Here is a 15617-nt window from a genome sequence, read left to right on the forward strand (position 1 = left end):
GGATAAGGGGATTTTTCATAAATTTGAGAATATTTTTTGTGATGGGTATTTCCTGTAAAACTACTAGTCGGTATCTTTTGCGGAGGTGAATCTGGCTCCATTTTGGGGAGTGTGGCAAGAATTTGGTTTGCGCACCCCGGTAAAGGCTCGTATAGTAGTACCTGTTGTTACGACGAACTGAAAAGTTCAAAGCGAAAACATGCGGTTGTAGCTCAGTTGGTAGAGCACCACCTTGCCAAGGTGGATGTCGCGAGTTCAAGTCTCGTCAACCGCTCCACTCAAGCCCCGAGGTTCGCCTCGGGGCTTTTTCGTTGTCTCTGGGTTTTGCTGTCTCTGGGTTTTTAGTTTTTGGAGGCGTGGGCAGCGGGTCCTGTGATCTTTCCCGAGGTGGTTGCTTGGGCGGGTTGGTCGCCATGATGCTTTGGTTATCTGGTTATCTGACTGCCCGGAGGTAGTACAGGAAAAATCTTCAAAAAAATTTGGGGCTCAAAGCGTGCGGGGGAGGGGATAAAACTACTCTCCAAGTCCCCTCGGAGCTGCTGTGAAGGGTGAAAATCGGCCCTAAAACCCTCTTTTTGAAGAAATTTAAAAAACTTTTTAACCCCAAAAACCCCGGAAACACGCGGAAGTAGCGGGCATAAAACCGTGAATGTGAGGCGTCTCTCCAGATTTCGGCTTGCACGCCTCCAGAAAGACCCGTATAGTTATTACTCGTTCCGGTGAAAAGCCGAAAGGCGAAAAACGGAACGGTAACTCAATAGAGTAATGGGATATGGTGTAATTGGCAACACGAAGGTTTCTGGTTCCTTTGTTCTAGGTTCGAGTCCTGGTATCCCAGCTAACCTCCTAACGGAGGTTGCGGCCCCATCGTATAGCGGCCTAGTACTCCGCCCTCTCACGGCGGCAACACCGGTTCAAATCCGGTTGGGGTCACACTAGGAAATAAACCCTCAGTCTTCTGGCTGAGGGTTTATTTGTTTATTGGGCAAAACTGAGCCCAGATTCTATGGTGCCGCCGTGAGCCTCTCACGGCGCCGCTCCTTACGTCGCGGCACTCCGGGGCATGATGGATTTCCTCGCGCGCTCGGCATCATGCCCCTCCGTCACCGTTACAAACCGGTTGGGGTCACACTAGGAAAAAAGCCTGGTTTCTTCGGAAACCAGGCTTTTTGTTTACCCAGCACCTCTGAGTCTAGATTCGGTAATGACTTAGCGACTTCAGCCATGGTTAAAAGCTATCCCTCAAGACGCTAACCCAGCCCCAAAGTCCGTACCTCATGACCAGAGTCCATAAGTCATTACTGAACCTGCAGCCACCTCAATCGGAGGAAGCAGCGTATGAGCAGAGAAGAAGAATCTCCTCGAAAAGCCACAAGTGTTTCGAGAAGCCACCATTATGGTGGCTTTTCGAAACACAAGTGGCTTCTCGGCAGGAGGAAAACAGGAAGAAAAAAAAGGGGAGCGCAAAATTTGACCTTCACGCCAAGCCTCGGTATAGTCTTATCCGTAAGCGTGATTGGCGCAGTGGTAGCGCGCTTCGTTCACACCGAAGAGGTCACTGGTTCGAACCCAGTATCACGCACCAATAACCCCCGTTTCAAGGAACGGGGGTTTTATTATGCCCACCGGTATTTGTGCCCACACGCAGTACAAACCCAGCCGCGGACACAACCACCCGAGAATGAGGTACCCCGTGACAACACCCGAACTCGCCGCAGCCACCGACTACGGACGCATGTACGCGCGCGTCCGCGGAGGAGAACTCCTCGTCCCCTCCATCACCACCGTCATCGGGCAACACGCCAACGACCTCAGCGGCTGGCACGGGTACATGGCCGCCAAAGCCGCCCTCGAAGATCAGCGCGCCTACCGCGCCTCCGGATCCCACGGCCTCAAGTTCGCCATTATCCGCGACGCCGCCAACGCCTCCGAACGATACCGCGACGCAGCCGCCGCCCGAGGCGACCGCGTCCACAACTACGCCGAAAACGTCGCCCTACGCGCCATGGGACGCGAACACAACCTCGACGAAAGCCGCGAACAGCTCATCATGAACGGCGAACAAGCCTACGCCGACCGCTTCGACGAATGGTGGGAAGCCTTCAAGCCCCGCCCCCTCGCCGCCGAAGTCACCATCTGGAACGACACCGTCGGCTACGCGGGAACCCTCGACCTCGTCGCAGAAATCGCAGGCCGAACCTGCATCATCGACTACAAAACCAAAGGCACCGACAAACGCGGCCGCGTCAAAGCACTCGACGAAAAAGTCGTCATGCAGCTCGTAGCCGGACTCAAAGCCGAAGAATCCCTCCTCGACCCCGACGCAGGCACCTGGGAACCCTGGAAATACGGCGACGCACCCGTCCTCATGGGCGTGGCCCTCGGCGAAACGCAGGTGCTGCCGCAGCAAGCAAACCCCGCCGTGCTCGAACGCAACTGGTACAAGTTCTGCGCCCTGCGCCGCGTCTGGGAATTCGACCGCCAGGTTCAAGAATTTGAAGACCCCGCGCTCATGCCCGTAGTGCCGCCACCTGCGGCATAGGCCAGCACCCCCGCCGACTAGAAGACTGGGCGGTATAGGGGAGTAGCGAGCGTAGGGGAGAGGATCAAACCCCCGAGGAGGTGAGCCCAGGGAGGTGAGGCTCAGCCCTCACCCTGCCGCCTCCACCCCCAGCGCCTCGATTCGTTCTAGATTCGCGCTACCGAATCGGCGACAATAGAACAAATAGGCAGAACGGCGCCCGCGCGCCCGCTGTGAAGAATGCGCCTGCTGGGAAAAACCGTCAGCGCAGTTCTGCCGCCATATTGAAATCCGTAAGCACATTCCCGGCCCGGCGCCGGCAAAGGAGAACCATGACCATCCTGAGCATCCGCACCGTAGGCGACCCGGTGCTGCGCAGCGTCTGCGACCCAATCACCGTCTTCGACGACGACCTGGCACGACTCATCGACGACATGCTAGAAACCATGTACGACGTGGGCGGCGTGGGCCTTGCCGGCCCGCAGGTTGGCATCTCCAAGCAGATCTTCACCTTTGGCGGCATTGACGACCGCGAAGGCTACATCATCAACCCCGTGCTTGAGGTTGGCGAAGAAGACCAGGAAGGCGGCGAAGGCTGCCTGTCCGTGCCCGGCCAGAAGTCCGCGACCCCGCGCAAGAACTGGGCGCGCGTGACCGGCGTGGACCGCCACGGCGAACCCCTCGTGCTGGAGGGTGAGGGCCTGTTCGCGCGCATGCTGCAGCACGAAACCGACCACCTGCACGGCAAGCTGTTCATCGACCGCCTCGTGGGTGAAGACCGCCAGCGCGTGATGCGTGCCCTGCGCGCCGCAGACTACAACACTGTTGCCGCGAAGACCGTGACCGAGCGTGCAACCCGCGTGGGCGGTGCCTTTGGCGGCGGCGGTGCGTTCGGTGCCGGTTCTGCTGGTTCCTCCTTCGGTAGCTTCGGAAAGTAGGCTCACATGCTCAACATCATTTACGCAGGCACCCCCGACGTTGCCGTGCCCCCGCTCGACTACCTGGCGAACTCCGATAAGGTGCGCGTGGTCGGCGTGCTCACCCGCGAAGACGCCCCCGTGGGCCGCAAGCGCGTGCTCACCCCCTCCCCGGTCGCGCAGCGCGCCGAAGAGCTCGGCCTGCCCATCGTGAAGGCAAACCGCTGGAACGACGAAGCCGCCGTAGCCATTGCCGAACTGAACGCTGACGCAGCCGCCGTGGTCGCCTACGGTGCCCTGCTGCCGCTGCCCGCGCTGGAATCCCTGCGTTACGGCTGGGTCAACCTGCACTTCTCCAAGCTGCCCGCATGGCGCGGCGCCGCCCCCGTACAGCGTGCCCTCATCGCCGGTGAGCAGGAAATTTTCTCCACCACCTTCCTGCTCGAAGAAGGCCTGGACACCGGCCCCACCTTCGAACAGGAATCCACCCCCGTAGCCGCCGACGACACCGCAGGCACCGTGCTGATGCGCCTCGCCACCAGCGGCGGCGCACTGCTTGAACGCACCTTCGAACGCCTCGAAGCGGGCGAGAGCGGCACCGTGCAGGTCGAGGACGAATCGGTCAGCTACGCCTCCAAGATGAGCATTGCCGACGGCCGCCTCACCTGGACCGAACCCGCAGAGCAGATCCTGGCACGCTTCCGCGGCGTCACCCCCGAACCCGGCGCATGGTGCGAACTGGGCGAAAACCGCTTCAAGATCGGTGGCCTGGCGGTAGCCGATGAGCGCCTGGTGCAGTCTCTGACCGAGGCGAACGGCGGCCCCCTCGCCCCCGGTGCGGTGCGTCTGCACGCGAAGAAGGTACTGGTCGGCACCGGTACCGAACCCCTGATGCTGCTGCAGGTTCAGCCTGCCGGTAAGAAAATGATGGATGCGCCCGCGTGGGCTCGCGGCGCTGGCAAGGACATGGCGGAAGGCCTGGTGGTACTCGTATGAGCAACGAAAAGCGCCCCTACAAGGGAGGACATGGCAAGCCCGGTCACGCTGGCAATGGCAAGCCTGGCAACGGCAAGTTCAGCCAGGGCGGCGGCCAGGGGTATGGTCAGAGTGAGGGCGGTGCGAAGCGTAAGCGTCGCCGCCGCTCCGGCGCTGGCAACGGCTCTGGTGTGAGTGAGCAGAACCGCCAGCAGTCCCAGAGCTCCCAGCGCTCCCAGAATCAGCGCTCCCAGAACCAGCGCTCTCAGGGCCGCCCGCAGAAGTGGAACGACAACTCCCGCAGCGAATCGCGCACCGGTCGCCGCTTCGATGGCCTGACCAGCGTCGAACGCGCCGCACGCCGCGCCAAGACCGAACACGACGACACCAAACGCGGTGGCGGCGGCACCTCCCAGCGCAATAAGAGCGGCCACGAACGCAACCGCCGCTCCATGTCCGCCCGCGAATTCTCCGCGGCGGCACCCTCCGCACGCTCGCGTACTGCAGACACCGCACGCGCAACCGTCTTCGACGTACTGCGCTCCGTGGCGGAATCTGACGCCTACGCGAACCTCGTGTTGCCCAAGGCGATCCGTAGCCACCGCCTCGACCACCGCGACGCAGGCTTCGCAACCGAGCTGACCTACGGCACGCTGCGCCACCAGGGCACCTACGACGCAATCCTCAGCCGCTGCGTAGACCGCCCCATCGAGAAGGTCGGCACCACCACCCTGATTGTGCTGCGCATGGGCGTGCACCAGCTGCTGAACATGCGCGTTCCCGCCCACGCGGCACTGAACCAGAGCGTGTCCCTAGCACGCGAAAAGATCGGCGCGGGCCCGGCAAGCTTCATCAACGCGGTGCTACGCCGCGTCTCCGAGCGCACCCCCGAGGAGTGGTACGAACTCATCATCGAGGACGCGAAGGATGACACCGAGCGCATGGCGTTGCTCGCCTCGCACCCCGGCTGGATTGTGCGTTCCATGCGCCAGGCACTCGTCGCGCACGGTCGCCCCGCCTCCGAAATTGAGCAGCTGCTCGAAGCGGACAACCTCGCCCCCGTGGTGAACCTGGTTGCGCTGCCCGGTCTGGGTAGCTTCGACGAGGCACGCGAACAGGGTGCCGTCGATGGCGAGCTGGTTGAAGGTTCGGCGCTGTACGCCTCCGGCGACTTGGCGCGCCTGGAATCCGTACGTGAAGGCACCGTCCGCGCGCAGGATGCCGGCTCCCAGCTGGTGGCACGCGCGCTCGCCGCCGCACCCCTGGACGGCACCGACACCGCCTGGCTCGACCTGTGCGCAGGCCCCGGCGGTAAGGCGGCGCTCCTTGGCGCGCTCGGTATTCAGCGCGGCGCATCCCTGGTCGCCAACGAGGCGGCACCGCACCGAGCCCAGCTCGTGGAATCCTCCATGCGCCCCCTGCCCGAGGACAGCTACACGGTACTCACCGGCGACGGCCGCCAGATCCGCGAGACCCTGCGCAAGAACGCCTCCAGCCTGCCCGGATCCATTGAACCCGGTCAGCTTTTCGACCGCGTGATGGTGGATGTGCCCTGCTCCGGTCTGGGTGCCCTGCGCCGCCGCCCCGAGGCGCGTTGGCGCAAGTCCCCGCGCGATATTGCCGAGCTGCTGCCCCTGCAGCGTCAGCTCCTGGACGCAGCCATTGAGGCGACCCGCCCCGGCGGCGTCATCGCCTACGTGACCTGCTCCCCGCACGCGGCAGAAACCCAGAACATTGTGGCTGAGGTGCTCGAAAGCGGCGCGGTCAGCCTGCTCGACTCCGCCGCCGCACTGCGCGAAGTCGCCCTGCACACCGAAGGCGCGAACGGCGAACCCGTGAGCGTGCTGGCGGGGGATAAGGACCCCGGCCACACCCCCGAAATCAAGGTCAAGAAGGGTGCCCCGGCCGTGAAGGCTTCTCAGAACCCGACCACCGCACAGCTGTGGCCGCACGTGCACGGAACCGACGCAATGTTCCTCGCCCTGCTGCGTAAGAACTAGCCGCTTCACCGCCTAGCATCATCCGCCATACGGCACGGATTTGAAAGGAACCCCATGGGTATTGCTATTAACCCGTCGATTCTTTCGGCGGATTTCGCGAACCTGCAGCGCGAGCTGGAGCGCATTTCCACCGCAGACGCCGCGCATATTGACGTGATGGACAACCACTTCGTCCCCAACCTCACCTGGGGCCCGCCGGTGGTCAAGCGTCTGCGCGAAATCTCCCCGGTGCCGTTCGACGTGCACCTGATGATTGAGGACGCCGACCGTTGGGCACCCGAATACGCCAGCATGGGCTGCGAGTCGGTGACCTTCCACGCGGAGGCGGCTATCGCCCCCATCAAGCTGGCGCGCACCCTGCGTGCTGAAGGGGCGAAGGCGGGTATGGCGCTGCGTCCGGCGACCGCCGTGGAACCCTACCTGGACATGCTCAGCGAACTGGACATGCTGCTGATCATGACCGTGGAACCCGGCTTCGGCGGCCAGGCGTTCCTGGACGTGATCCTGCCGAAGATCGCCCGCGCCGCCAAGGCGATTGAGGGCGCGAACCTGCCGGTGACCGTGCAGGTGGACGGCGGCATCACCGAAGAGACCATCCTGCGTGCCGCGGAGGCGGGCGCAACCTGCTTCGTTGCCGGTAGCTCGGTCTACGGTGTGGACGAGGCGCTCGGCGGCCCGGAGGCGGCCATCGCCTCCCTGCGTGCGGCGGCCGCATCGGTCAAGCGTTCCGGCGCCGGTTGCGGTTGCGGCCACTAGCGGTGCTTGCCGGTAACGGTGCTTGCTTGTAACGGTGCCCCGCATCGATGACACCCCCGCGTCTATAAAACCTCAACGCCCCGTTGTGAAGTCTGCGCCCCGTCGCGGCTCTTCGCGGCGGGGCGTTTTGCGTGCCAGGCGTTCTCAACCACCGCAGATTTATAGCAAGGTAATAGCAGGGGATAGACCCCCATTTAAGTGACGTAGTGTCAGCAAGACTATGACAAAGCGTGAAATACGTTACCCCGCGCAATTCCGCGGCAAAACCGGGCATTCCTGCGGTCGGAGAATCCAAGCTGAACCCGCCTTGATGTAACACTCAGATATCTGTAAGGTTAGGTATAGTTTAGTCATATCTAGGGGGAACTATGTCTTTCAACCGAACCGAGCTGACCGACGCCGAAAACCACGGCGCATCGGGCGTTAACCGCCGCGCATTCTTCGGCCTGGCGCTCGCCTCCTCGGCTGCTCTCGCCCTCGCGGCATGCAGCAGCGAGACCACCACGACCACCACTTCCGGCGGTTCCACCTCCGGTGGCAACAGCGGTACCCGCACCATCAAGGACATTGACGACGAGAATGTAGAAGTTCCCGCCAACCCGCAGAAGGTTATCGTCCTCTCTGAACCCACCCTCGACGGCCTGCTCGCCCTCGGCGTGACCCCCGTCGGTTCCGTCTCCGGTCGCGGCCAGTCCGGCGTGCCCAACTACCTTGCCGACCGCGCCAAGGGCGTGCAGATTATCGGCACCGTCGCCCAGGTCAACTACGAGCAGATCGGCAACCTTGATCCCGACCTGATTCTGGTCGACTCCACCGGCGTGGACAAGCGCTCCGAGGCCTTCGAAACCCTCAAGAAGATCGCTCCCGTCGTCTACTGCGGCTACGCGGGCGGCGACTGGCGCATCAACTTCCGCAACGTCGCCAACGCTATGAACATGGTCGACAAGGGCGAAGAAGTCATCAAGGCATACGAGTCAAACGCCGCAACGTTGAAGGATCAGCTCGCCCCCAAGTACGGCGACAAGACCTTCTCCATCGTCCGCTGGGCAGGCAACGGCCCCGCCCTGATCCTCAAGGAACTGCCTGCCGGCCAGGTACTCAACGACCTGGGCCTCAAGCGCCCCGAGGCGCAGGACCGCAACGGCCAGGGCCACTCCGAACCGGTCTCTCTGGAGAACCTGGCAACCATCGACGCGGACTACATGTTCCTCGGCACCCTCGGCGGCGCAAGCCAGAAGAACCCGAACGCACAGGGTACCGCAGGTCTGCAGGGCGCCGAAGAAGCACTGAATAAGGCGAAGGAAACCTCCGGCTTCACCAACCTGAAGGCAGTCAAGGACGACCACGTGATTCTCGTGGACGGCTCCAAGTGGACCTCCACCGGCGGCCCGCTGCTGCTCGAGGGCATTATCGAAGACGTCAAGAAGGCGCTTCCGCTCTAAACGCCCCACTCTAAATACCCTGTGAAGCAATCACCCGCTGAAGCTTCCGCCACCCTTCTCGCCGCGACCTAAAAACCGCGGCGGGAAGGGGATGCACGACCCACCACACCATCCTCAAGGACCACAATGACCGAAACTCGACCCGTGCGCACCGCAGCCCGCTACGGTGCCGTCGTGGCTCTCGCCGGCGCGCTCATCACCCCCGGAGCAGCGCTGACCGGCACCACTCTCGCATTCGCGGATACCCCCGCCGCCACCCAGCAGGAAGCTAAGGCTGCCGTGACCATCTCCACCGAGAAGTGGCGTGAAGGTAAGCTCGTGCTGCGCGGCACCGGCTTTACCAGCACCGCACCCGGTCGCGGCGCAGTGTTCGCCGTGAAGTTCCTCGACGCCCTGCCGGATGAAGCGCACCAGGCGATTAACCCGATCACCAAGAAGGGCGGCAACTCGCCCGCGAACTTCATGGCAACCGCCAAGGAGGACGGCACTTTTGAGGTTGAGGTGTCCCTGCCGACCCCCGAAAACACCGGTCTGACCGCTGAGCAGCTGAAGAACAAGGGCTGGACCGTGGAGGGTACCAGCCACCGTATTCAGGTGCTTTCCGGTTCCCTGGGCGGTACGGATGCGGACGGTAACACCTACGACCGTCGTGCATCTGTGTCGCAGAATATTACGCTGAGCGACCCGGCTCCGAGCCCGGCACCGACCGCTGAGCCCACCGCTGAGCCTTCTGCGACTGCCGAGCCTACCGCTGAGCCCAGCGTAACTGCAGAGCCTTCTGCAACTGCCGAGCCTACCGCTGAGCCTTCTGTGACTGCCGAGCCTACTGCGGAGCCCTCTGCTACCGCAGAACCCACCCCGGCACCTACCGCAGAGCCCACCGCTGACCCCAAGCCTGCTGACCCCAAGCCCGCGAACCCGGTGAAGGCGAATGTCACCATCTCCACCGAAAAGTGGCGCGAAGGCAAGATTGTGGTGCGCGGTGAAGGCTTCGTAAGTAATGCTCCCGGTCGCGGCGCCATATTTGCGGTCAAATTCCTGGATGCCGTCCCCGATAATGCGCACCAGGCCATTAACCCCCTGACCAAGAAGGGCGGCAACTCGCCCGCAAACTTCATGGCAATCGCCAATGAAGACGGCACCTTCGAGGTTGAGGTTCCCCTGCCCACCACCGAAAACACCGGCTTGAGCGCTGAAGATTTGGCTAAGGCAGGCTGGGCTACCGAAAATTCCGAGCACAACGTGCAGATCCTCTCCGGTTCCCTGGGCGGAGCAGATGAGCAGGGTAAAAACTACGACCGTGGTGTGTCTATTCGACAGAAGATTAAGCTCAGCGACAAGGCTCCGGAGTACGCCCCCATTGACGCACCCGAGCCGGTCAACGCCTCCGAACTGACCGCGGGTAATGGCGTGCAGGTGAGCCGTGACGGTTCCACCGTGACCGTGACCGTGCCGAATGCTGAACCGGGCACTTGGGTGTACGCCGCGACCTACCTCGGCAACTCCCCGCAGACCCTCTACGGCTCCGGCTGGAAGCGTCTGGATGGCAACCGCAGCTTCAGCTACGAAACCAGCGTGAGCATGCCCGCCGCCACCTACCGTGTGGTCGTGCACAACGGCAACCAGGGCGCTGAAAATGCGGTGCTCGGTTTTGCTGACATGACCGTGGAACGTGCCGTTACCCCTCGTCAGGAAGTTTCCCGCGATGAGCAGGACGCCACCGACCAGCAGGTCGAAGAGCTGAACGAGAACCCCGCAACCAGCACCTCTACAGCGCCGGTTCCCATGCGTAACGCGGGCGGCCGCATCAGCACCCGCGCCACCGACGTGGACGCATCCCTCGCCGCGCTCTCGCAGAGCACCGCTCCGGTCGTGAACCGCGTGCAGGCTAAGGCGAAGGTTCAGAGCGCGCAGAAGACCTTGGCATCCAACCTGCAGAAGACCGAAGCTAACGCAAAGAAGGCAGTGAAGGCTGCCGCCGGTTCGCAGAACTCGCAGAACACGCAGAACTCGCAGAAATCCGCCGCAGGTACGAAGGCGCAGGGCCCGGTCATTGAGGGTACTGAGCTGACCGGTCTGACCAAGTGGCTGGTCAACAACGCCAATAACCTGCTGCTTTCGGCGGCTGGCCTGGTGGTTTTGGCTGCGGCTCTGCTGCTGCGCACCTCCAAGAAGTAAGCTCTCTCAAGAAGTAAGCTCTGACCACACATTCATATCGGCACCGGCTCACGCCCCCCACTCTTGGCCCCGCACCCTTGAACAGGGGCGTGGGCCGGATGCCCCACTAACCACTCGGGTCGCAACCTACTGAACTGCACCGACCTACTGAACTGCACTGGCACGAACCCGGTAGCGTTCAGTGTCGACCCCGGTAATTTTGAAAGGACCACCATGCGTGCACCTTTTTCGGGAGCCCCGAAGGCATCCCTGACCTCTAAGGCGCTGACCGCCTGCGCTGCCGCAACCCTGGCGCTGGGCTTGGGTGTTGGCACCGCATCCGCTCTGCCTCCGGGCGGTGCAAAGGCATCGACCCCCGGCACCTCTTCGACCGTTTCCTCTTCTGTGAGCGAGCACGGCGTGATTTCCTTTAGCGTGAGCGGCTTCCCCGCGAATACTGTGGTGTCCGTGAAGGTGGACGACGGTAACCTGTGCCCCTCCGACGCGGCTCAGGGCGCTTGCGTGGTGCACCAGCAGAAGACCGATGGTAACGGTAACGTCTCCGGTTCCTTCATTCTGCCGGATGTTGGCGCTGGCACCCACACCCTGCGTTTCCTTGCAACTGGTGAGAAGCGTGACAAGGACGGCAAGTACCTGGGTACCGAGGCGTACAGCAACCGCAGCCCCGAGTTCACCGTGGTGGGTGAGGGCGGTTCGGATAATTCCTCCTCGAACTCTTCGGGTTCTTCCTCGAACCGCGGCTCTTCCAGCTCGAAGAGCAACGGTGGTTCCTCGAACGGCGGCTCGAACTCTAACAACTCAGACTCTGCAGACGAGGCTCAGGGCTCTAACGATTCCAACGAGTCCTCGTCCAATGGCGGCTCGAACGGTTCCTCGAATGGTTCTGCAGGCGGCGCGGCTGAGGCTGAGACCGTGTACACCGACGCTGACGGCAACACCATCACCAAGGAGGAGTACGACCGTCTGAACGCGGCAGCTGACTCTTCCGGTACCTCCGGTACCTCTGGCTCTTCCGCTGCGCCTGCTGCTTCGGCTTCTGCAAATGCCCAGAAGAAGGCGACCGCTTCGGCGAGCGCGTCCTCTTCGGCTGCTGCGCGCGGTACTGCGTCAAACCCGAGCGCTTCGGCTTCGGGCGCGGCTAACACCGCATCCACCGTTCAGACCGTGACTTACGGTGCTGCGTTCCCGTGGATTGGCGTGGTGGTTCTGGGCGTAAGCATTGTGGGTGCCGCTGCGCTGCTGCTGGCCCGCAAGCGCTAAGACATAACGTCGGATGCGGGTGGGGGAGTACCCTACCCGCTCCGGCGTTTCTCTCATTATCTACCGGTGTGCCGGGTGCCCCCTCTTGCGGCGGGGTGCCGGGTGCGCCTCCCCGTTTTCTTGTATCGAGCATAAGGAGCATAGTGGCCCGCACGAGCTCATTGTCCCGAGGTGTTCAGCAGGAGAGTACGTCCCGTCAGGGGTCTGTGATTCAGGGGCAGAAGTTGGGTAAGCGCCTGGCTTTTCTGTTCTTGTTTGCGGTGCTTTTGGCGGGTGCTGTGGCTGCTTCTTTGCTGTTCGGATCGAATAATCTTCCGCCGGATGAGGTTCTGGCTGTTTTTAATGGCACTGCTTCTGAGCAGGCGCAGACGATTGTGATGGAGCAGCGTATTCCGCGTACCCTGGTGGGTCTTGCGGCGGGTGCGGCGTTGGCTGTTGCCGGTTCGCTGATGCAGTCGCTGACCCGTAACCCGTTGGCTGAGCCCGGCCTGATGGGTGTGAATGCCGGTGCTGCGGTGGCTGTGATTGGCTCCGTGGTGGTTTTTGGCGTGATGGGTATTTGGCAGTACATGGTTGCTGCGACGATTGGTGGCGCGTTGGCTGCGGTGCTGGTGTACACGCTGGGTCGTGGCCGTGACGGGTCGATTGTGAAGCTCGCTCTGGCGGGTGTGGCGATTTCTGCGGCGCTGTCGGCGATTGCGCAGGGCCTGATTTTGGCTGATCAGGATGCGTATAACGAGTTCCGTGTGTGGGTTGCCGGTTCGCTGGAGGGCCGCGGTATGGATATCGCGTCGACGGTGGGTCCGGTGATTGTGCTGGGTATGCTGGTGGCGTTCTTTGTGGCTCCTGCGATTAATGCTTTGAGTATGGGCGAGGAGGCTGCGACCAGCCTCGGCGTGAGTGTGCGTACGACCCAGAATCTGACTCTTCTGGCGGTGACGGTGCTTGCCGGTGCGGCGACTGCTGCGGTGGGTCCGATTGGTTTTGTGGGTTTGGCGGTGCCGTTTGTGGTGCGTGCCCTACTCGGTAATGATGTGCGCTGGGTGAATTATGGTTCGGCGTTGTTGGGTCCGGTGTGGCTGCTGTGTGCTGACGTGTTGGCGCGTGTGCTGGTGGCTCCGCAGGAGACTCAGGTGGGTATTGTGGCGACTCTTGCCGGTGCCCCGGTGTTCTTGTTCTTGATGACTCGTCGTAAGGTGGAGGCTCTCTAATGTCGAATTCTTCCGCTCTTTCGATGGCGACTGCCACCACCTCCGCTAATCGTTCGGCGCGTCGTCGTGGCCGCGATTTGGGTGGCCGCCCGGTGCTGACTGTGCGCGGTCCTGTGAGCGCTCAGGTGCCGTGGCGCGTACTGATTCTGAATGTGGCGTTGGTGGTGCTGATTGCGGCGCTGGCGTTTTGGGGCATGTTGCAGGGTGACTACAATATCGCCTCGGATAAGGTGATCCCGGCGTTGCTGGGTGAGGGCAAGCAGATTACGGTGGCTTTCGCTCAGCAGCGTGCGGCGCGTATTGTGGCGGCGCTTCTGGTGGGCGCGGCGCTTGGTCTGTCGGGTGCGATTTTCCAGGTGATTTCGGGTAATGCTCTGGGTTCGCCGGATATTATCGGCTTCACGAATGGTGCCGCGACCGGTGCGCTTCTGCAGATTATTGTGTTCAATTCCGGCCCCGTTGAGGTTGCTCTGGGTGCCGTTGTTGGTGGCTTGGCGACCTCGGTGCTGGTGTGGTTGTTGACTCGCCGTACGGGTCTGCACGGCTTCCGCCTGGTGCTGGTCGGTATTGGTGTGGGCTCGACCCTGGCGGCGTTCAACGCGTTGCTGGTGGTGCGTGCCTCGCTGACTCAGGCGCAGACCGCGGCGTCCTGGCTTGCAGGTTCGCTCAATGACATCACCTGGGAGCGCACCTACGCGCTGCTGGGCCTGCTACTCGTGGTGACTCCGCTGCTGCTGATGCTGGTCCGCCCGCTGGGCGCGATTCGTTTTGGCGACCAGGTGGCATCCGGTTTGGGTGTGAGCGTGAACGCGTACCGTGTGGCGGCGCTGTTCATCGGTGTGCTTCTGGTGTCGCTGGCGACCGCGACGACTGGCCCGATTGCCTTTGTCGCCTTGGCGGCACCGCACATCGCGAAGACCCTGTCTCGCAGCGGCGGGGTGGGTTTCACCTCCGCGGCACTCATGGGTGCGCTCATGGTGCTCGGCTCTGACCTGATTGGCCGATTCGCTGTTCCCGGACGCATCATTCAGGTGGGCGTAGTGACCGGCGCGATTGGCGGCCTGTACCTGATTTACCTGATTTACCTCGAAAGGAAGAAGAGCTAGTGAACACTAGTGTGACGACCCGCCTTGAAGGCGAGAACATGGTGGTTGCCTACGGTGAGCATACGGTGCTCAACGGGGTAGATTTTCAGGTGCCGGAGGGGGAGCTGACCGTTATCTTGGGCCCGAACGCCTGCGGTAAGTCGACCACCTTGAAGGCTCTTGCCCGCGTGAACCCGCTCAAGGAGGGTGAGGTTCGCCTGGACGGCACCCCACTGCCGCAGATGAAGTCCCGCGCTATCGCCAAGATCCTGGCGATGCTGCCGCAGACCCCGGAGGCGCCTAGCGGCGTGACCGTGGCGGATGTGGTGGCGCGCGGCCGCTACCCGCACCAGTCGCTGCTGCGTTCTTGGTCTGATGAGGACGAGCGCGCCTGCGTGGAGGCGATGCAGGCGGCGAATGTGCTGGAGCTTGCTGAGCGTCCCATTGAGGCGCTTTCGGGCGGTCAGCGTCAGCGCGTGTGGATTGCCATGACCCTGGCGCAGCAGACCCCGCTGATTCTGCTGGATGAGCCGACCACTTACCTGGATATCACGCACCAGATTGAGGTGCTGAACCTGACGAAGAAATTGCATTCCGAAGGGCGAACGGTAGCCGTGGTTTTGCATGACCTGAACCTCGCTTTCAGGTATGCTACTCATGTTGTGTTAATGAAGCAGGGCCGGATTATCGCTCAGGGCGATCCGCGTGCGATAATTACACCGGAACTCATTCAGGAAGTTTTTGACCTGCAATCGGTCATTATTCCTGATCCATGCACTGGTACCCCTTTGGTTATTCCGAAGGAGAACCAAACAATTCATATTGCCGCTGACGCTATTTCGGCGGCCCGCGAAAGCGAATAGTTTTCGCCCCTAAGCCGCGTGGGAGTTAGCACCAACCGTCTCAGTACGGGTGGAAAAGCTCGGCATTGCGCCAAGCAGCGAACGCTAGGATCTGAGGGACCCAGGATCCCCTGCGCGTAGGGCGCCTACCCGGTGCTCGCCCGTCTTTGACGCATGAACGGATCCGAGCACTGGGTAGGTTCCATTTTGGGAACCCGTAGATGAGGCACCGAGACTGCCGCATGAGACTTTGAAAGTTGCGACTTGAGAGGTTTGATGCACGGTCTCGGTGCCTCATCTCTTTTAACTTCTGGGCTGGGCTGGTCTTAGGTGGGGCTGGGCTGGGCGGGGTTGTGGCAGCTTTGTGCTTGGGTTTTATTAGCGTGTGCTCGCTGTCATGAATGTCATGTTGTGGTTCTTTCGCTTTTCC

The 15617-nt window shown here is 62.1% G+C and carries 11 protein-coding genes and 4 tRNA genes; all 15 read left to right on the forward strand.

Annotated elements, in window-relative coordinates:
• Positions 1-201: 201 nt before the first annotated feature.
• A tRNA-Gly gene (locus tag HMPREF2527_RS02005) sits at positions 202-277 on the forward strand.
• A 489-nt stretch (positions 278-766) separates the two neighbouring features.
• Positions 767-838, forward strand: a tRNA-Gln gene (locus tag HMPREF2527_RS02010).
• Between the two features lie 22 nt (positions 839-860).
• Positions 861-933, forward strand: a tRNA-Glu gene (locus tag HMPREF2527_RS02015).
• Between the two features lie 577 nt (positions 934-1510).
• A tRNA-Val gene (locus HMPREF2527_RS02020) sits at positions 1511-1585 on the forward strand.
• 108 nt (positions 1586-1693) lie between these two features.
• Positions 1694-2542, forward strand: coding sequence for a PD-(D/E)XK nuclease family protein (locus HMPREF2527_RS02025; RefSeq protein ID WP_070506391.1), 849 nt, complete (start codon positions 1694-1696; stop codon positions 2540-2542).
• A 311-nt stretch (positions 2543-2853) separates the two neighbouring features.
• The gene (def, locus tag HMPREF2527_RS02030; RefSeq protein ID WP_070506019.1) at positions 2854-3459 is read left to right on the forward strand and encodes a peptide deformylase; all 606 of its coding nucleotides are present in this window, start codon (positions 2854-2856) and stop codon (positions 3457-3459) included.
• Positions 3460-3465: 6 nt separating this feature from the next.
• Positions 3466-4434: a methionyl-tRNA formyltransferase gene (fmt, locus tag HMPREF2527_RS02035; RefSeq protein ID WP_070506021.1), complete on the forward strand. Its 969-nt coding sequence runs from the start codon at positions 3466-3468 to the stop codon at positions 4432-4434.
• Entirely contained in the window at positions 4431-6413 is a 1983-nt protein-coding gene (locus HMPREF2527_RS02040) for an RsmB/NOP family class I SAM-dependent RNA methyltransferase (RefSeq protein ID WP_070506024.1), read from the forward strand. The genes fmt and HMPREF2527_RS02040 overlap by 4 nt, the downstream gene beginning before the upstream one ends.
• 54 nt (positions 6414-6467) lie before the next feature.
• Positions 6468-7169 carry a ribulose-phosphate 3-epimerase gene (rpe, locus tag HMPREF2527_RS02045; protein ID WP_070506026.1) on the forward strand — a complete coding sequence of 234 codons (702 nt, stop codon included), beginning with the start codon at positions 6468-6470 and terminating at the stop codon, positions 7167-7169.
• Positions 7170-7537: 368 nt separating this feature from the next.
• Positions 7538-8611: an ABC transporter substrate-binding protein gene (locus HMPREF2527_RS02050; protein ID WP_049349009.1), complete on the forward strand. Its 1074-nt coding sequence runs from the start codon at positions 7538-7540 to the stop codon at positions 8609-8611.
• 126 nt (positions 8612-8737) lie between these two features.
• A complete protein-coding gene (locus tag HMPREF2527_RS02055; protein WP_070506027.1) occupies positions 8738-10789 on the forward strand; it encodes a peptidase in 2052 nt (683 codons plus the stop codon).
• A 213-nt stretch (positions 10790-11002) separates the two neighbouring features.
• Positions 11003-12049, forward strand: a complete 1047-nt coding sequence (locus tag HMPREF2527_RS02060) for a plasmid partitioning protein (protein WP_070506029.1) — start codon at positions 11003-11005, stop codon at positions 12047-12049.
• A gap of 143 nt (positions 12050-12192) precedes the next feature.
• Entirely contained in the window at positions 12193-13260 is a 1068-nt protein-coding gene (locus HMPREF2527_RS02065; protein WP_083294445.1) for a FecCD family ABC transporter permease, read from the forward strand.
• Positions 13260-14366: a FecCD family ABC transporter permease gene (locus tag HMPREF2527_RS02070; protein ID WP_012903306.1), complete on the forward strand. Its 1107-nt coding sequence runs from the start codon at positions 13260-13262 to the stop codon at positions 14364-14366. Before HMPREF2527_RS02065 ends, HMPREF2527_RS02070 begins: the two co-directional genes overlap by 1 nt.
• Positions 14366-15208: an ABC transporter ATP-binding protein gene (locus HMPREF2527_RS02075; RefSeq protein WP_049337914.1), complete on the forward strand. Its 843-nt coding sequence runs from the start codon at positions 14366-14368 to the stop codon at positions 15206-15208. The genes HMPREF2527_RS02070 and HMPREF2527_RS02075 overlap by 1 nt, the downstream gene beginning before the upstream one ends.
• Positions 15209-15617 lie beyond the last annotated feature (409 nt).

This window comes from Rothia sp. HMSC071B01, assembly GCF_001808945.1.
Classification (GTDB): domain Bacteria; phylum Actinomycetota; class Actinomycetes; order Actinomycetales; family Micrococcaceae; genus Rothia.